The sequence below is a fragment of the Magnetospirillum sp. XM-1 genome (assembly GCF_001511835.1).
GTDB lineage: Bacteria > Pseudomonadota > Alphaproteobacteria > Rhodospirillales > Magnetospirillaceae > Phaeospirillum.
The window spans coordinates 12044-30171 of the sequence record NZ_LN997848.1; the positions used below are offsets into that span (position 1 = coordinate 12044).

General features: G+C 58.5%; 16 protein-coding genes and 1 tRNA gene. 8 read left to right on the forward strand and 9 right to left on the reverse strand.

Features of this window, described 5'->3' with window-relative positions; translation table 11 throughout:
- Positions 1-63: 63 nt before the first annotated feature.
- Positions 64-312 carry a hypothetical protein gene (locus XM1_RS00040; RefSeq protein ID WP_231920627.1) on the reverse strand — a complete coding sequence of 83 codons (249 nt, stop codon included), beginning with the start codon at positions 310-312 and terminating at the stop codon, positions 64-66.
- 232 nt (positions 313-544) lie between these two features.
- On the opposite strand from XM1_RS00040, the gene XM1_RS00045 reads away from it, so the two are divergent.
- Together XM1_RS00045 and XM1_RS23760 are read left to right on the forward strand one after the other, a co-directional pair.
- Positions 545-637 (forward strand) — tRNA-Ser (locus tag XM1_RS00045).
- A gap of 25 nt (positions 638-662) precedes the next feature.
- The gene (locus XM1_RS23760) at positions 663-953 is read left to right on the forward strand and encodes a hypothetical protein (RefSeq protein ID WP_156428590.1); all 291 of its coding nucleotides are present in this window, start codon (positions 663-665) and stop codon (positions 951-953) included.
- A gap of 25 nt (positions 954-978) precedes the next feature.
- Here the strand turns inward: XM1_RS23760 and XM1_RS00055 are convergent, their stop codons facing one another.
- Positions 979-2517, reverse strand: coding sequence for an ATP-binding protein (locus XM1_RS00055; protein WP_068427877.1), 1539 nt, complete (start codon positions 2515-2517; stop codon positions 979-981).
- 256 nt (positions 2518-2773) lie between these two features.
- On the opposite strand from XM1_RS00055, the gene XM1_RS00060 reads away from it, so the two are divergent.
- Genes XM1_RS00060 through XM1_RS00070 form a run of 3 tightly spaced genes read left to right on the forward strand, consistent with a single transcriptional unit; the run spans position 2774 to position 8536 of the window.
- Positions 2774-5509 (forward strand): Z1 domain-containing protein, encoded by a 2736-nt coding sequence (locus XM1_RS00060; RefSeq protein ID WP_068427879.1) that lies wholly within the window; start codon positions 2774-2776, stop codon positions 5507-5509.
- The gene (locus XM1_RS00065; RefSeq protein WP_068427881.1) at positions 5496-6470 is read left to right on the forward strand and encodes a PD-(D/E)XK motif protein; all 975 of its coding nucleotides are present in this window, start codon (positions 5496-5498) and stop codon (positions 6468-6470) included. The genes XM1_RS00060 and XM1_RS00065 overlap by 14 nt, the downstream gene beginning before the upstream one ends.
- The gene (locus XM1_RS00070; protein ID WP_068427884.1) at positions 6467-8536 is read left to right on the forward strand and encodes an AIPR family protein; all 2070 of its coding nucleotides are present in this window, start codon (positions 6467-6469) and stop codon (positions 8534-8536) included. Before XM1_RS00065 ends, XM1_RS00070 begins: the two co-directional genes overlap by 4 nt.
- On the opposite strand, the gene XM1_RS22920 is transcribed toward XM1_RS00070, so the two are convergent.
- The 7 genes from XM1_RS22920 to XM1_RS00105 form a co-directional block, all read right to left on the reverse strand.
- Positions 8515-10038: a DNA cytosine methyltransferase gene (locus XM1_RS22920; protein ID WP_082700302.1), complete on the reverse strand. Its 1524-nt coding sequence runs from the start codon at positions 10036-10038 to the stop codon at positions 8515-8517. The genes XM1_RS00070 and XM1_RS22920 overlap by 22 nt on opposite strands.
- Positions 10035-10451, reverse strand: coding sequence for a very short patch repair endonuclease (locus XM1_RS22925; protein WP_369816020.1), 417 nt, complete (start codon positions 10449-10451; stop codon positions 10035-10037). The genes XM1_RS22920 and XM1_RS22925 overlap by 4 nt, the downstream gene beginning before the upstream one ends.
- Positions 10452-10734: 283 nt before the next feature.
- A protein-coding gene (locus tag XM1_RS00080) for an IS3 family transposase (RefSeq protein WP_156428591.1) occupies positions 10735-11912 on the reverse strand; the annotation gives its coding sequence in 2 pieces (ribosomal slippage) (positions 10735-11654 and positions 11654-11912; 1179 coding nt in all).
- Between the two features lie 219 nt (positions 11913-12131).
- Complete coding sequence (locus tag XM1_RS00090; protein ID WP_068427893.1) at positions 12132-12524, reverse strand: hypothetical protein; 393 nt, start codon at positions 12522-12524, stop codon at positions 12132-12134.
- On the reverse strand, positions 12521-13861 hold the full coding sequence (locus XM1_RS00095; protein ID WP_068427897.1) for a recombinase family protein: 1341 nt from the start codon (positions 13859-13861) through the stop codon (positions 12521-12523). Before XM1_RS00095 ends, XM1_RS00090 begins: the two co-directional genes overlap by 4 nt.
- Entirely contained in the window at positions 13858-14307 is a 450-nt protein-coding gene (locus XM1_RS00100; RefSeq protein ID WP_068427900.1) for a DUF2924 domain-containing protein, read from the reverse strand. The genes XM1_RS00095 and XM1_RS00100 overlap by 4 nt, the downstream gene beginning before the upstream one ends.
- A complete protein-coding gene (locus XM1_RS00105; RefSeq protein WP_068427902.1) occupies positions 14304-14507 on the reverse strand; it encodes a hypothetical protein in 204 nt (67 codons plus the stop codon). Before XM1_RS00105 ends, XM1_RS00100 begins: the two co-directional genes overlap by 4 nt.
- A gap of 185 nt (positions 14508-14692) precedes the next feature.
- On the opposite strand from XM1_RS00105, the gene XM1_RS00110 reads away from it, so the two are divergent.
- The 3 genes from XM1_RS00110 (at position 14693) to XM1_RS00120 (ending at position 18083) form a co-directional block, all read left to right on the forward strand.
- Positions 14693-16897, forward strand: a complete 2205-nt coding sequence (locus tag XM1_RS00110) for a hypothetical protein (RefSeq protein WP_068427905.1) — start codon at positions 14693-14695, stop codon at positions 16895-16897.
- 93 nt (positions 16898-16990) lie between these two features.
- Positions 16991-17236 (forward strand): hypothetical protein, encoded by a 246-nt coding sequence (locus XM1_RS00115; RefSeq protein WP_156428592.1) that lies wholly within the window; start codon positions 16991-16993, stop codon positions 17234-17236.
- Between the two features lie 97 nt (positions 17237-17333).
- A complete protein-coding gene (locus XM1_RS00120; RefSeq protein WP_068427911.1) occupies positions 17334-18083 on the forward strand; it encodes a sigma-70 family RNA polymerase sigma factor in 750 nt (249 codons plus the stop codon).
- The last annotated feature ends 45 nt before the right edge of the window (positions 18084-18128 follow it).

Here is an 18128-nt window from a genome sequence, read left to right on the forward strand (position 1 = left end):
AGACGGCCGTCAGGTTCCGGCGCCTGAAACGGACGGTTGCGGCAACAAGAAAGCGGGAATGTTTCAGCGGCGGAACACGAAGCGGCGCTGACGCTGGCGCTTGCGGCAGGCGACGGACAGGGTGAGACCCATCAGTCCGACGGCGATCCAGGCGGGCATGTCGAGAATGGTGGCCGCCAGGCCGCTGAGGGCGGAGCGTCCCGCATCGGTCGTATCGGGGGTATGGCCGGCAATCAGCGTGACCACATCGGCGGTGACGATGCTCGCATACTCGGCCGGCCCCAGGGCCAGCACGGCGTCAGCCGACGCCATGATTACGGCAAGCCCGATCAGCAACCATCCCGTTACACGCCCGAAGAACATGTACGCCCCCGACGATTATCGCCATTCTCTAACGAATGAATATAGGTTTGCTCCGAAGTTCTCTGAAATTCAACCGTTTTTCGGTAACATTGGCCGAATCGCATAGGGGGTTGCGTGCCATCAAGCCCTCGTGTATCTTCCCGCCCTTCCCCGAACCCGGCACGCCGGGTTCGCGTGGTGCGGAGGGGTGGCCGAGCGGTTGAAGGCGCACGCCTGGAAAGTGTGTATACGGTGTTGAGCCGTATCGAGGGTTCGAATCCCTCTCCCTCCGCCATTACTTCCAAAGAATAGATTCTCTGATGCCGAGCGCCTGGGGTGAAACCCCCAGGTTCTGCGCCATTTGTGGGCAGTATCTGTTGACCGTCTCGTCTTGCGGCATCCGAATTTTAGCCCGTTTTCTCTTCTCTCCGCCCCGTATTCTCTGCGAGCTGTTGACTGCCGCCAAACGGTACGGGTTTGCGATGGTGTGGAAAATCAATATGTTGCGGCCCGCAAGGCTGCTGACCCTTCCGTACTTTTTACTGGCGGGCGCGGGAGCCTGGCGCCAAATCATTCAGCTGCTCGCGCAGCATTGTGCACTTTTTCCTTAGCCCGCGCCTTCAGTCACTAACTCTTTCAGCTTGGCTTGGATGCTATGGGCTGATCAGCAATGCCGAGGCGGCTAGCTTCGATCGTCGATTCGATTGTCGCCGCGATGAGGCGCTGGGTGTCTTCCCAGGCTGATCGGAACGGATCGACATCCTTCATCAGCGACGTAATTTCGTTAATGTCCTTATTCGCGCGCATGAGAACGGAAAGCGTTGCCTGCACTGCCTGAGCGAGGGTGTCTTCGTCCACCCAGTCTGGAACGATCTTTTCGGCTGAGCCACCCATGTCTGAGTGAAGGGTCTCGATTGGCAGTGACGCCCCCACGAGCACAATGCAATTAAAGAATCCCTGCCTCAGGCCTAGTGGTAGACTTTCGGCGAAACTTGCGAACGCGGGATGTTCGATATTTGGACGATAGCGAATTTGCCCATCGGCCTGAATCCGGTGCCACATCGGTAGTCGATCTTGATCGACCAGCTTTTGGCCACGTCTGCTGTAGGTGCGTTTGGACCCAGCCAAAATGCGTTCGATTACCTTCTTCAGCCGGTCCCGAACGACAGGCGGCAACTGCGCCGAGGATTTCTTGACGTCGATCTTCCAGTCAGCGTCCATGCTGTTGGATATATCGATCCTGACACGGGACAGCTTTGTTATCTCGGATTGACGGCAAAGGCCAAACCAAGTGCCGTGAAGAATTAAGCGCTTACCTCGATAGAGATAGAAGCCCTGGGATTTCAGGTGGCCTTCCGGGCCGCCGATGTCCTCCCACTCCGCCTTGCTCATTTGTTTGTGGTGCGGAAGGGTGAAGCTCTGGATTTCCACAACGCCCCTGTCTAGGGGCAGCATTTCTTCGGGGTCCGGGATGTGGGCTAGATTCTTTCGGGCAAAAGGATCTAGCGGCCGCAGCAGCCGTCCGTTCATGAAGATGCGAAGCGGTTTGGAATCCTCCATGAACCGATGGAATACGAGGCGAAGGTGTCGTTCAGTTTCCGCGATCCTTTGGTTGATCACCTCGGCACGCTTGGCGGCATTATAAGAGTAGCCGCCGGTCAGTCGGTCGAGTTTGTCCCAGAGAACAAGCGTGCCTTTGGGGCCCAATTTGTCGACGCAGCATATGCTATCGAAACTGTCGGGCAATTCGACGGCCCACTCGTTGCGTTCGGCGACGTCATCGAGATCCCAAATAGCTGCGCTCGTCAGCCCCGATTTTCTTGAAACGACCGTCAGTCGGCGGCATTGGGAAAAGCTTGCGCTCTTCAGCCCCAATCCGAACCGCCCGAGATCCGGTTCATCGCGCGTGAGCAACGGATTCCGGCTGCCGGGCCGCATGGCGGAGACGAGTTCTTCCTCCGTCATGCCCCCACCATCGTCGATGATTGCGATGTACGGCTCGCCTGAGTAGGCCTCGGTGACGATCTCTATCTGATGGGCGCCAGCGGTGATTGAGTTATCAATGATGTCGGAAATTGCGGTTTCGAGGGAATACCCTATGTCTCTGAGCCCCTCAATCAATGCTGCAGCGTGAGGAGTGGCGTCTGCTCGTCTTGAAACAACAACTGTCGGCATGCAGCCCCCCAGTGCAACCATCCCGATCTACTCTGGCGCGAACAGATGAATCTTACAAGGGTAGTAATGAGGGCGGGGGCGCAATGGGGTTAGGTTTTGGCGCCCTGGGTGTCCGCTTTTGGCATGGATGCGGAATAGGCTTCTACTGGCTCAACAATCGGTTTTTTTCCATGTTATAGGAGACATCTCTCCTGCCGAGACAGACTCCAATTGTTGCGCTACGCTAGACCAAATGGACAAAGAAGAGGGATGACAAGTGAACCCGATCCTAAGCAGCCTCGAAGGCATGACGTCCATTTACATGGCCTCGCAGAAAGGGCCCCACACGGCTCAGTCCATCCGGGACATTATTGCCCAGTTGCGTGTCACGCCGATGTTTTTGGGGCGAGTGGAAGATGAAGAGGCAGAGGAACTGGCTCGCCTTATAGAAGAAAAATATGGCATCAGCATGGGCCTGGGTGCAATCGTCGATGCGCAAGACTTCCGCCCTTGGCTGCATGACGCCAGGATTAATGGTGAGATTGGCGACTTTTACTGGAGTCGCTACAGAAAGCTTTTGAACCTCAAGGGCCTGCCGAAATCGGTAATCGACGCCACGGATGAGGTGACGGATCGGGTGCTTGACCGTCTTGGCGACCCGCGCAACATGAGCCCCTGGAGCCGCCGCGGCATGGTCGTGGGCTTCGTCCAGAGCGGGAAAACCGCGAACTACACCGGGCTGATCTGCAAGGCAGCAGATGCAGGCTATCGCCTAGTTGTAGTAATAGCGGGCATCCACAATAACCTGCGCAACCAGACGCAGGCCCGGATCGATGAGGGGGTCATCGGCCGTGACACCGGGCGGCTCGCCCATTCCAACAAGTCACAGCGCCAGAAGCTTATTGGGGTTGGACAGTTCGACCAGCGGGAATTCCCTGTTTCCCTCACCAATACGCTGCGCGACTTCAATAAGGCGACAGCCACGACAAACACCAGCCAGATCGGGCAGTACAATGTTCCCGTCGTGCTCGTAATCAAGAAGAACTCGAGCACACTAAAGAACCTGCTGGAATGGCTGAAGGAGCATTCCGTTAATCAGGGAACCCAGATGGTCAGTCAGCCGATGCTTTTGATCGACGACGAGGCCGATAATGCGTCCATCAACACAGCTTATGCTCGCAACGAAGTCACACGTATCAATGGACAGATCCGCGAATTGCTCTCGCTGTTCCACCGCAGTTGTTATGTCGGCTACACGGCCACCCCCTTCGCTAATATCTTCATCGACCCGGATACGGATGACGAGGCGCTGAAGCAGGACTTGTTCCCCCGTCATTTCATCATCGGCCTCGATGCGCCATCGAACTATTTCGGCGCGCAGAAGGTGTTCCTTGACGCACGCGACCGGCATGTCCGGCTGATTGACGACAACGAGGATGTCCTGCCGATGAAGCACAAGATTGACCATCCGGTCGATGTGCTGCCGGATAGCTTGGTGCGTGCCGTCCGGGCCTTCATCGTCGCCCGAGCAATCCGCAATACTCGGGGTCAGCAGGCGTCGCACGCATCGATGCTGGTCAACGCCTCGCGCTTCACGGACGTCCAAGGACGACTGCGCTCCAGTTTGGCCGATGTCGTCGGTCGCATCCGCGACGCGGTTGCAGTCGATGGCGCTAAGGGAGCAAGCGCCCTGCGGAACCCGGAGATCGCTGCCCTGCACAAGGTCTGGGAGGAGGAATATGCGGATGCTGAAGGCTTACACTGGCCGCAGGTGCAAGCGCGACTGCACGAGGCCCTGACTGCCACCCGCGTGTGTGAGGTTAACGCGTCAAAGCGGTCTCAGGCGCTCGACTATGAGCAAGGCGGCGAACATGGCGTGACGGTCATTGCCGTCGGTGGCTTTTCCCTCTCACGCGGGCTCACTCTCGAGGGGCTGACAGTCAGCTACTTTCTGCGAAATTCCATGATGTATGACACACTCATGCAGATGGGACGCTGGTTCGGTTATCGGCCAGGCTATGAGGATCTATGCAGGGTATGGATCCCCGCAGATGGAGTTGGCTGGTATACCCACATCCATCAGGCGATGGATGACCTCCAGGCCCAGCTGAAGCGCATGGAGCTGGCCAAGGCCACACCGGAGCAATTCGGCCTAGCCGTTCGCAGCCACCCGGAATCGCTGATCGTAACAGCCCGAAACAAGATGGGTACCGGCCGCGAGTTCCCGGTGAAAGTCGGTTTAGCAGGCAAATTGGTCGAAACGACTCGCATCCGCATGGATCGCGATCAACTGGATCGTAACCGGAAGGCAGGGCAGGATCTGGCGGCAACCCTCATGGCAAGCGGTCAGGCTGCGGAGCATCCCTCCAGAGGCACCCTCTTTACCGCTGTATCCGTGGAACTTATCCGCAATTTCCTGCGGGTGTTTCGCGCCGATGCTGCCGATCCGCTGACCGATCCGCGCCTGATGAGAGACTACATCGATGCCCGCGCCGATGGGGAGCTTAAAGAGTGGGATGTCCTGTTTGCCAGCGCCCAGAAGGCAGATGCAATTGAAGATAAATTGGCCGGTTTTAAGATGCGAGCCTTCGGCAGATCGGTTGGAGAGACTGATCTCTCTCAGGGAGTGCTTGCGATCAGCGGCACCAGCAGAAGGGTTGGCTCGCCCGGTGACGAGCGTGTGGGCCTGACCCCGGAACAGATTGAGGCGGCGATCACGGCCTTTCGTGAAGAGCGGGTTCGTGATGGAAAGGCTGTTCCGGAGACCCTTCCTCCGCGCATCTTCTGTGAAATTCCGGGCCGCCGCCCACTGATCATCCTTCGGTTCGTGGACCCAGAGATTCCAGATAATTTGAAAGCCAAATTGCCGGGAACTGTCCTTGCTTGGAGCATCTGCTTCCCGCCGTCCGACGTTCTGGGCGGGACAGTCGAATACGTCGTGAACACGATCCGCATGCGCGAAATGTTCGGCGAGGAGGAAATCGAGGAGGAGGCGCTTGGTGATACGGAATGACACGCCATGGTCCGGCCTCGAAGCTGGAAAGGTGGATACACGGCGGGTTTCGGCATCTGCACGGTGGAATTGGTTCTGGGCGGTGATGCCGCGCGCCGATGTTGCTCTGGTTTTGCAGCTGGGCGCTCTGCCGCAACCGACGCCTGACCTGCCCAAGCTCCGCAACCTCGAAATCCGGTTCCAGACCCTGCCGGGTGGACCGATCCTCTACATTCGGCTGAAGGACAATGCGCAGCTTGAGCTGTTTGAAACCCTCTGCCGCGATGTGATGGCGGCAGGAGAACTTGCCGAAACCGAGGGAGATGCCTTGGAGCGCGCCATTGGACGCACCTTCCGGTGGCATTACCTGCTGCGCGGCGGGAAGCTGGAAGTCCTATCGGAGGAGGCCCAGAAGGGCCTGATCGGCGAAATTGACGTTCTAAAGCTGCTGATCGCTACCATCGGTGCGAAACCAGCCCTGACGGCGTGGACCGGGCCTTCCGGAGCCCCGAAAGATTTCGAGCTTAAGGCCGGTTGCATCGAGGTCAAGGCCAGACGCGGGGCGTCACAGCCCTTCGTGAAGATCACGAACGAATTCCAGCTGGCAGATGTGCCCGATCGCCGTCTTTGGCTCGCGGTCTTGGCCGTCGACAAGGTGCAATCGCCCCATGGCAAGACACTGACTGACTATGTGTCCGAGGTCACCGAGCTGCTGGAAAGGACGGATCCGTCGGCCATCATGGACTGGGACCTGCATTTAGCTGACGGTGGTTACGACGTCTTGCACGATTACTCGGCGTGGCGATGGATCGTCTCAGCCCCTGACTTTTATGCTGTTCCCGAGGGGTTCCCGCGGATCGCGGCCCCTGTGCCCCTCGGCGTATCTGTGGTGTCCTATGCCCTTGCATTATCTGCATGCACCCCATTCCGGGCCGACTGGGGCGATGTGCTGGGGAATCTGATCGATGAGGTCCAAACATGAGCGAACTCGACGAGTATCACCATAACCTAATGGCCGACATCCGCCGCGAGGCGGATACCAGTGGCATTTTCCCGGTCGAAGCATTCTTTGACAGGATGGCCGAACGGTTGACCGAGGCAGGTGAGCTCGAGGTTGCCGATCGCGCCTACTATCAGAGCGGCGAGGGTGCCCAGAAACTGCGGATCGATGGCTATGCTGGCGACCCGCGGGACAGTGAAGGTGTGCTTGGGCTGATCGTTTGCGACTTTGTGGACAGCGACAAGGTCCAGACCTTCGGTAAAGGGGACATCCCTCCGATCCTCAACCCATTGATTCGGTTTCTGAAGAGGGCGAAATTCGAGGAATTTCGTGACTCGCTGAACGAGGTGAATCCCGCCTTCCAAATCTCGGACCTTATAATCACGACTTGGCCCCGTGTCACGAAGGTCAAATTGATTCTTATGTCCAACCGTCGCTATATCGGCCGCGACGACACGGTAAAGTTGGCAGATACCGGTGAAGTGCCGATTACTTGGTCCGTATGGGATTTGACCCGCTTTGAGCGGTTTGACAGATCAGGGCAAGCCCGCGAGGACATGGTCATTGACTTTGCCCATGACTTCGGCGGCCCTCTTCCAGCCCTTAAGGCCTCGCAGTCAGGGGCGGCCCTCGAAAGCTACTTACTAATCGTGCCAGGCGAGCAACTGGCAGCCATTTACGACAAGTGGGGAGCTCGACTTCTCGAAGCCAATGTGCGCTCGTTCCTTCAGGCGCGGGCCAAGACGAACAAGGGGATCCAGAAGACTATCAAGGATGAGCCAGAGCTTTTCTTTCCCTACAATAATGGATTGTCCGCCACGGCCGATGCAGTGTCCTGCATCAAGACGGATAGCGGTCTTGCAATTGCTTCGGTCAGCAACCTCCAGATTGTGAATGGCGCACAGACGACAGGCTCTATCCACGGCGCAATCAAATTCGCAAAGGACAGTCTTCCAAAAGTATTCGTCCAGATGAAGCTAGCAATTGTCCCCATCGATCGGTCAGAGGACATCGTTCCAAGGATTTCGGAATTCGCCAATACTCAAAATAAGGTGAATGCTGCCGACTTTTTCTCGAACCACCCGTTCCACATTCGGATGGAGCAATTCTCGCGCGAAGTGATCTTCACCGCGCGGGAGGGCGAACGACACGATACAAAGTGGTTCTATGAACGGTCTCGGGGGCAGTTCATCAATGCGCGGGCCCGCCTGACGATTGCCCAGCAGAAAAAATTCGATCTTGAGTTCCCGAAGGCACAGCTCTTCAGCAAGACTGACCTAGCGAAGTTCGAATTCTCGGCCGTCGGGCAGCCGCACATCGTCTCGCGTGGCGCCCAGAAGAACTTCGCTGAGTTCGCTAAGGACATCGGCGAATCTTGGTCGAAGAACGATGCCAGATATGATGAGCTTTGGTATAAGAGACTGATATCTAAAGCGATCGTCTTTCGATGGCTGGAGACGGAGGTGCCGAAGCAGTCGTGGTATGAAGGCGGTTACCGTGCAAACATCGTCACCTATGCCATGGCAAAGGTTTTTAACGATGCTAATGGCGAAAAGCTGGTGCTTGACCTCGATGTGATCTGGCGGCGGCAGTCCGCCCCTGAGGCACTCCAGCGAGCCCTGCTCCTTGCTGCGGCGGAAGCCCACAACGTCATCACTCATCCTCCGGCGGGTGTTCGTAACATGTCCGAATGGGCCAAGCAGCAGGCGTGTTGGAACGGAATGAAGGGGCGCTCGCTGAAGTATGACGATGATTTCGATACCTGCCTGACGCCTGTCGGCACCGCACGGACTGCGGAGCGCGAAGAAAAGGCTAAAAAGGCAATGACCGACGGCATCAATGCCCAGTCTGAAGTTGTTAAGCTGGGAGCGGATTATTGGAAGGAGGTCCTTGTGTGGGGGCGCAAGAAAAAGTGCCTTAGCCCGAAGGACCAACAGATTTTAGAAAGTTGTACGGCGATGCCACGTCGGCTGCCCACTGATCTACAATCGCGTCACGCCCTCGATGCGCTTTTACGCATGCGGGATCAAGGTTTCGAAAAAGAATAGGCTCGTAGGAGGTTCAATAGGTGCGATGCAACGCTGTACCCCAACAGCGGAGGCACAGCGTTTCCAATCTGACGATAAGCAGCGTTCATTGCACCAACGAACCGGAAAGAATCAGGGAACGACTGCAAACGGGCCGCCTCTCGAACTGAAATTGCACGCCCTTGCCTGGAGTCCCAATGAATGTGGGAATACGTATCCCTTGACAGATGGGCCGTCAGTGTTTTTGCGGGCAATTTGGGGTCGAGCTTTCCCCACTTGTTTTTAAATTTTTCCTGATCATAGGGGGGGACGAACTGGCTGCGAAGAGAAATGTATTCACAGCTATTGCGCCTTGGGGGCGAATCCATTTTGGACAGGCGCCTCAGGAAAATTGCTTCTGCAACTTCGAGCGCATGAGGATAGTCGCCGCCATGCTTCATGTTTGCAAAAGTTTCAAAATCACGCGGTGTTAAGCGCACTAAATGGCCGTCGCAGGACGCAATTGATTTTGGAAGTCCTTTCCAGTCACGCATGGTGAGCGCAAAATCGTCCAGTGCAACGTAGGTAGAGTATGGGATCCTTTCCGACATCTTCCGCCGACGCATCAATGCGGGGTCAGTGCGGTGTTCTGTGATGACTGGGAGATCCGCCAGCGCCCGCCTGGAGGTCACGAATGGCTTGAGCGGCCCCTGTCCAGCAGGTGCGGGGACAAAATACTCGCTGTGATCCGGCACTTTTGCCAGAGCTGTAGCCCTTAGGTACTTATATCCATTAGGGATAGTAGAGTGATGCGTCGGAAGCGGGAAGGACGGCTCAATGCCCAGAGATCTGTGGATCGCGACGAGGAAGAACCTTTCCCTGAATTGGGGAACACCGTAAGAGGCCGCATTCAAGAGAGTATATCGTGGGATGTAGCCGATTTGTTTCAGCGTCTCACAGATCTCCTCAGGGACGTTTCGTCCTCCGAAATTCAGAATATCCGGCACGTTCTCCATCACCAGAGCGACTGGCAGCAGTTCGCGAACGTAGTCTAGGTATCTGAGGTACAGATTGCTGCGCGGGTCGAGCAGAAAAGCTTCAGGATGCTCGGCTACTTGGCGCAGCTTCGCGCGCCCAATCCGGGCAAACGCTTGGCAGGGAGGGCCGCCAATCAGGATGTCAGCGAACTCATTTGAGCCTGTCCCCTTGCGTCCCAAATGAGCCGGAAGGTAATGCGGGGCTAGCTTGGTAATGTCTGCAGCTAATTGCAAGAGCTCGTCCCTATTCGAAGGAACCTCAACTCCGTGAAAATTGAAGGCGTGGCTCGCTGCCGCTTCAGGATCGATGTCCAGTCCTGCGACTATTTCACATCCTGCACGGAGGAAGCCAAGTGAGAAGCCCCCGCAGCCGCTAAATATGTCAATCACGCGCGGCGAAGTGCCGCGGCGGATCCCAAATATCTTGGCTCGGATCACGTCCTCGGTTTGCGGTGCAATGTCCCATACCTCCCCGGGCTCCACGGCGGCCTTGGCGGCAACACTCATTTTTCAATAAACTCCATGACCATAGCCTCAAGCAACTTGATGTCTCTTCGCGTCTGACATTCCCAGATTATAAGTACTGTCCACCCAAGGTCCTCGAGGGCGTTGACCGCGTCAAGATCACGCTGCCGATTAAGATCAAATTTTTCCTGCCAAAATTCCGCCCTCGTCGAGGGCTTATAGGCAAGCCGACAGCCATCGTGGCGATGCCAAAAGCAGCCGTGCACGAATATCACCTTGCGTCGCCCCGGAAACACGAGGTCCGGCCGTCCAGGAAGGTTTCGACCATGAAGTCTGTAACGAAAACCAAGTCCCCACACCAACCTTCTCACCACGAGTTCAGGCTTGGTATTCTTTCCCTTGATCGCCGCCATGATGGAACTGCGTTTCTGTGGCGAGAAGACATCAACCAACACAGACCTCTTGACGGTTGTTAAAAAAGTTCTTCACTGCGTTCATGCTCACCTAGGGACGTGAGCTTATGCCGTCGACCAACGCGATCCTCCACCTAGGCTTCTGTTCCGCAGAGCCCCGCGGTGGTGCCAAGGTACGCCAAAGTATCTTCCCAAACTGAAACTCCTTCGTCCCTGATTGACTCGGATTGAGGAAGACCCGTTGTGCTGGGCAGAAATCTGGGGTCATTGACTCTGCCCGGAACCCCGTCGAGCAAAAGTGACCTTCCCCCTTGATTCGGCCCACTCAGAGGGTGAGTGTTTCGGTTGATACCATGGTTGCGATAGTGCTGGCGACGTGGTGTTGGCCGGAGGGAGCCGAAGGCGACCGCAGGACGGCACCACGTCGCTTGGCCGCAAAGGCGGCGGGTGTTTGATACCTCAGTCCGCTATGGGGCCGCTCCTCGTTGTAATGGCGGCGCCAGCCCTCGATGAGGCGGCGGGCCTCAGCCAGGCTGGTGAACCAATTCTCGTTCAGGCATTCATCCCGGAACTTGCCATTGAAGCTCTCGCCGTAGCCATTCTGCATGGGCTTGCCGGGCTGAATGAAGCGGAGTTGGACGCCGGTTCTCAGCGACCACAGGAACATGGCCTTGCTGGTAAATTCCGGACCATTGTCCGTAACGATCTCCTCGGGGAGGCCATGCAAAACGGCCAACTGATCGAGCAGACGGGCCACCCGCTCACCCGAGATCGACAGGTCGACCAACTGGCCGGGACTTTCCCTTGTGTGTTCGTCGACGATGTTGAGAACCCGGAAGCGGCGGCCCGAGCACAGGCTGTCGGAAACGAAGTCCATCGACCAACGCTGATTGCGCCGCTCCGGCGCCGCCAGCGGCACGCGCTCCCGGCCCGCCAGCCGTTTGCGCTTCTTGGTCCGCACCGCCAGCCCCTCGTCGCGGTACAGTCGGTATGTTCGCTTGTGATTGATCACCAGCCCCTCCCGGCGAAGCAAGGCATGCAGGCGCAGATAGCCGTAGCGACGATGCCGGCCGGCCAGATCCTTCAGCCTGTCCCGGATCGGGCCATCGTCACGTTGGCGATGCCGATACCGCGCTACCGAACGGTGAAGGCCCACGAGGTTGCAGGCGCGGCGCTGGCTGATGCCCTTTTCCGACATCAGCCAGCATCCGACTTCCCTCAACGCCGTGGGCGTCACCATTTTTTTCCGAGGACTTCCTTCAGCAAGGCATTGTCCAGCATGGCGTCGGCCAACAGCTTCTTCAGCCGCGTGTTTTCGTCTTCCAACGCCTTCAGCCGCTTGGCCTCCGACACCTCCATACCCCCATACTTGGATTTCCAGCGGTAGAAGGTCTGCTCGGAGATACCGTGCTTGCGGCACACCGACACGGCGGGCATCTCGCCCGCCTCGGCCTCCTTCAGGATGCCGATGATCTGTTCCTCGTTAAATCGACTGCGCTTCATCTGAGTTCCCCTGTTTCCGTCAGGTTATGGGAACTCACTCTCCGCGTGGACCGGTTTCAGGGGGGAAGGTCAAAAGTTCCACATCGGCAAGGCGACAAGCCGCACGCCGTAAACAGTGGCAACGGCCAGAACCGTAATAATTTCCTGAGAAGTAGAAGCACCTACATTCATTGGGCCATCATAAGGATTGGTCGACGCCGCGCAACACTATGGAAACTGTCAGCCGTTTAGCAATCCCCTCTGCTGCTCCCATTCCACCGGCATGTCGTCCATCAGGTTGGCAAGTTGGAGTGTGCGCGGCTGGCGACCGTCGAGGATGGTTTCGACGATGTCGGGGGCCAGTAAGGTCAGGCGGTAGATACGGCTGAGATAGGAGGGATTGATCTTCTCGGCCTCGGCTAGTTCGTTCAGCGATGCCACCTGCCCAGACTCCAGCATCCGCTTCCACCGGTGGGCACGGGCCAATGCCTTCAGCAGGGTGTCGTCCGGCCTAGCACTGGGGCGCTCAGGAATCCCGCCCCGATCAGGCACGATCACCAGTTTCCGGCCGCCATGCCGCTTCAGCTTCAGCGGCACCCGGACGGTGAAGGTGTCGATGCTGACGCCGCTCATGCAGCGCTCCGTTCACTTGCCTGGGCAGTGATGTCGGCGACCACGCTGGCCAGCCCCTCAGCGCGTAAGCGCAAGTCCGCCCCGTCGGGCGAAATGCTAACCCGCTCCACCAGCAGTTGGAGGAGGCGAGCCTGTTCGGCGGGAAAAAGCTCATCCCATACCGCGTCGAACCGGTCGAGAGCTGCGTGCAGGTCTGCTATGGCCAGTTGGGGCGCCATGCGCTCCGCCCGAGCCCGAATCTCGGGGGCGCGCAGCAGGGCTCGGACCTGGCCAATCACCGCAGCCTCGATCTCACCCGCGGCAATGCTACGCACCGGGCAGGTGTCGTGGCCGGCATTGATCGCCTTCATGCAGGTATAATACCTGTAGAGCCGCCCCTTCTTGCGAGTATGGGTTGGCGTCATTGCCCGGCCGCAATGGGTGCAGACCACTAGGCCCTTCAGTGGTGCAGGGGTTGTGGCGCGGGCGGCAGCGGCCCGCTTCCTGGGGGCGTTATCGACCTTTACCGCTTCGACCCGTTCCCAGGTGGTACGGTCGATGATGGCCTCGTGCTCACCGGGATGGGCCACGCCCTTGTGGACAGCCTCGCCCAGATAGACCCGGTTCTCCAGCATCTTGTAGAGGAAGTTCTTGGTGAACGGAGCCCCCAGGCGCTCGTTGCCATCCTGGGTGATCCAGGACTTCGTGTGGTGTCCGGCGGAGTTCAATTCCTTGACCAGCAGGGTGGCGGAGCCGACCTGGAGGAAGCGGCGGAAGATGTGGCGCACCAGATCGGCCTCGGCTTCGTTGACCACCAGCTTGCGGGCCACCACGTCGTATCCCAGCGGGGGTACCCCGCCCATCCACATCCCCTTCTTGCGCGAGGCGGCAAACTTGTCACGGATGCGCTCGCCGATCACCTCGCGTTCGAACTGAGCGAAGGAGAGCAGGATGTTCAGCGTGAGCCGCCCCATGGACGTGGTTGTGTTGAACGACTGCGTCACCGACACGAAGGTGACGTCGTTGCGGTCGAACACCTCGACCAGCTTGGAGAAATCCATCAGCGAGCGCGACAGGCGGTCGATCTTGTAGACCACCACCACGTCGATCAACCCGGCCTCAATGTCGGCCAGCAGGCGCTTCAATGCGGGGCGCTCCAGGTTGCCGCCGGAGAAGCCGCCATCGTCGTAATGGTCAGGCACCGGCACCCAGCCTTCAGCCTTCTGGCTGGTAATATAGGCTTCGCAGGATTCCCGCTGGGCGTCGAGGCTGTTGAATTCCATTTCCAGCCCCTCTTCCGAGGACTTGCGGGTATAGATGGCGCATCGGACTTTGCGGAGGGGCTTGGCAGCGGTCATCGGTTGCCCTCCAGCTTGCCGTGCTTGCGCAGGCCGAAAAACAGCGGCCCGTTCCAGCGGGTACCGGTGATGGCGCGGGCCACCGCCGACAGGCTCTGATAGCGGCGGCCCTTCCATTCGAAGCCATCGGCCAGGGCGGTCACTTCCTGCAGCACGCCCTGCCATTCCCGGATCAGCTTGGTGCCGATCACTGGGGCGGTCATGTCCTTGGGCCTAGGCTTCTTCTTGCCGTCAAGTTCCTCGATCAGATCATCGAGGCGACGTTCAGCCCGCACCGACAAGCCGCCGAAAGCCAGTTCCTGGATCCGGTAGGCCAGACGCTTGACCAGGAAGGTGCGATTATAGGGCGGTGGCTCGGTGCCGGTCAGTTCGCGCCACATGGCCTTCAGCCTGGGCGTTGGCAGGGTGGGCAATTCAGCCACCTGGGAAAGGATCGCGTTTGTCATGAGCGGGAAGCCCTGCTGTTGGGGACCTCGCCATACACGCTCCGGTTGGCAGTGAAGTCGACGGAACTGTCTCCGCCGTCAGGAGATAAACGAGTGGACTTCCGCGCCAGCATACGCATCGCGCCGGTGGCGAGAATCTCGGCGACCTCGTCAAGGCGCTCGGCGGCGGTCATGCGGTCGGGGGATAGGGCGATGAACATTTTCAGGGCCGCGATCGGTGTTGTTGATACCGATTAAACGCTTGCCCGTGGCTCGATATGGGACAGGTAAGGCAGAAAACTGGATGCCTGGAACATATGAAGAACCCGCAATCTTGCCCCCCGATTTGGCTTCCACTATTATGTGGCCTGCGCTCCAGCAAATTTACGCGTTGACGGAGACTTAGATGGTTCGAGCCGCAGCCAAGACCTGCCCAAACCTCACTCGACTCTTCGAGGACTTGGAGCCGAAGCTGATCGCAGAATTTCTCGAAAGCAAAGCCTTCGAGAGATTGACGTGGCTTGAAGCCTATAAACTCGCCCCGAAAGAACCTGGCCATCCCCCCACGGCCAGCAAAATGCTGCAGCAAGAAAAGAAAGACCGGCTGGGACCACTCGAAGCCGAAGCCGCCCGGGTTGTTACAATCGCGAGCACCCGCGGCCAGTACGTCCTCGAAGGCCTTGCCAAAACCAAGCTTGAACCCGATCGCGCCAAGATCCTTCTGAACCAGCGGAATGAACTGGCGCGAAGCCTATGGACCTTCGCCAACGAACACGGCTTGTTCGAGGCGGCGGAGAACAGCCTCCATTTGCGTCTCTACCGGCGCTACGACAAGCATTACCAGACATTCATGGCCGAACCGTCGGTTGACGGAGGTCCAGACGCCGGTAGCGCAGTACTTGATGCACTCCTGGCCGACCTCAATCAGCGCCTTGATCGCGGTGATGGCTACAGCATCGACAGGTTCGACATCCCCGAGGAGGGTGACGAACCGGCTGCAGAAATGTACCTACTGTACCACCCTGATCCCCCGACAAGTGTCCGGGAAATCGACGACGATGGTAATCGGTCAAGTATCTATTTCCGCCCGCCCGGAGAAGCAATGATCGTCTACACGCCGTCGACCGGGCGGGTCCATGTTCGCGCAGGCAACAGAAGGCTACGGCACACCATCGCCGAACGCTTCATCGAGACGGCTCTTGATCAGACCTATTCCAATCAGCCGGTCGACTTCCAAGCTTACGATATTTCGCAGTTCCTGAAAGGATTCGATCTTGAACTGCCGGAACTCGATGACGCGGCGATCCTCCGAGCACAAGTGATCCGGGCAGATATAAGCGTCGGCAATCTTGCCAATCGCCTCTCGCTTTCCACCACGATCGATCAGAACATCTCCGAAATCATCGGCAGCCAACCTGGACTCCCAATGATTTTCGAGCGGGCGGTGGCAATCCGCTTGGTCGAAATCGCGGTGCGGTATCGCAGCGCTGGGCGGGACGATGCGCGAACTCTCAACTTCACGCTCACCGACCGCAACACGAGCAGCCTTCTCAGCGTCGATGACCCCTTCGAACGAGTTCTTGGGCATAGCCTGCTGCGATATTGGAAGATCTTGCGCGATGGTCGATCGCCAAGCGACTCAGATAGCATGGCAGTCATCCCCGCCTTGTTGGCCATCTGGGACGTTGGAGCAGAGAAGATAACCGGCGCTTGGCTTCTGGATCGCGGTGTCGATCCTGGTCTCTTGACGGAGTTAGGCTTTCTCGTGCCCGCTGGCTGGGAAGGCGATGACCTGATTGACGATGAGGATGAGGTAGGCCCAGTCGCTGCCGAGGTGGTTGTTCGGGTCGATGAGAAAGCCACTGAGGCAGGCGACCGGAAGGTGGCCGACCTCAAGGTCGCCGAGGGACAGGTAACTCCTGGCGGTAACCCGGATCGCTACAGGATCTATCGGGTGCGTGGTGGCTGGGTCGCGGAACACCTGAAGTCACGTCTCGAACAAGTTCTAGACGCGCCCGCCTTCGAGACGCTTACCGACCAACTTCTCTACCTTGGGACGCTAGTGGTCGATGGTGGAGATGTTCCGATTTACCTTGCGCGTGGCCTCAACCGTGAGAAAGTGCGGTCCAGCGTCGATACAGAGCTTAGGGCACGCCACAACCTTGGCATCGGACTGGTTCTGCAGGCCGGCAACGCTCCTGGGCCATGCCTGGCGGCCAACGTTCTGACGCAGTTGGCCGACCATATCGACAATGCCCAGTCTGAAATCAAATTGATGGCAGACAAGCTCCGGTCGGTGTTCAGAAGGCACCGGATCTTGGCCCGCGGTGGCCAGGCGGTCGAACTCACCCGCTTAGGGGAAGAGATCGCGACCCTGTTCGTGCCGGGGAAGGGCAGCATCGACATCAAAGGCGGGCATCGAATCCAGGTTCTCCAGAAATTGGTAGATGCTCACAATGCAGGTCCAATGCCGATGGCGACAAAGGATCTCGTCCAAGGGATCGCCGAGGACCAGTCGATGGCGAATATTTTCAACCAGCCGCTCTGGGACAAGCTGAAGGAACAGTTCCTCAGAAGCCCTAGAAAAGGGGTGTGGGAGATAGCCTACTGACGGCCAACTCCGATCCGGCTCCGATTGGGGGGTCTGACTAGCTCCGATTCTTTGGGCCAATAGAAGGGCTCCATCGATCAGAGGAGCACTTCAATGCCGACTCCCTTCCCTCCGCGCCAGGCCGCCCCGACGAGCATGTCCGGCGCTGCGAAGATCAACCCCACCACCTTGAACGCCGAATGGCGCTGCACGCGCTGCGGCAAGCTGCTCGGCATTTGCCAGGACGGCCGCATGCACCTGCGCTTTGGTCATGGCCACGAGTATTTCGTGGGCTTCCCGGTTCAGGCCACCTGCCGTGGCTGCGGCACGCTCAACCACGCGACCACGCCCGAGAGCTGACGCTCTCACCTACCCCCCAATGAAATCGCAGAGGCGCTCGACACCCTGACCTGGCCACCAGGAGGCACGAGATGCCCGGCCGTAAGGCAGGCATCTCGTGCGCGCTCTCTGGCAGCAAATCCAAGCGGATTTCGAGCGGACCCTCACCCTTCACTCGTCCAACACCCAGTTCGAGCTTCTGCGACGGGAACATCCCGTTCTTGGACGCTTTGTCGACACCACTGCGGTGCTGGATCATCTCCATAGTCGCAATGGCGACCCAGGCGACAAGGATCTGATCCTGGCCACCCTGGTCGCAGCGGCGCAGCGGCACCGAAATGACCGCGATGTCGCCACCGCCATGGTGTGGTTGGGACTCTGGCCCGGGCTTGATGCTCTTTATCGGCGGCTCTGGCGTTTCTTCCGTTCCGACCCCAATGAACTGGCCTCCGAGATCGCCGGCCGCTTTGCCATGGGCATGCAGCGGGCGGATTTGAGCCGGATCAACCGGGTCGCGGCCACCCTGATCACCAATGTCGAGCGCGATATCCGTGACGACCTTCGTCGCCGGTGGGCGGAGGCTGCGACGTATGAGGAACTGCCCGATCCCGACGAATTCGCTTCTCACGCATCCACGTCTTCGAGCTTCGGCCTGCCGGCCGGGACTGATCCTGATGCGGTGGCCGGCTTTGTCCATCGTGTCCTGACCGATCTGATTGGGAACGACGCCGACATTGTTGTCGCCGTGGTGATGATGGGCGAAGGCCAGCGTGATGTCGCTGACCGCCTTGGCCTCGGCTATGACGCCGTCCGCAAGCGCTACCAGCGCGCCCTGGCCCGTCTTCGTGACGTGCTGGGAGAAATCTGATGCGGGCCTGTCCCAAATCCCGCTGCTGCACCGCGTTTTCCTTTC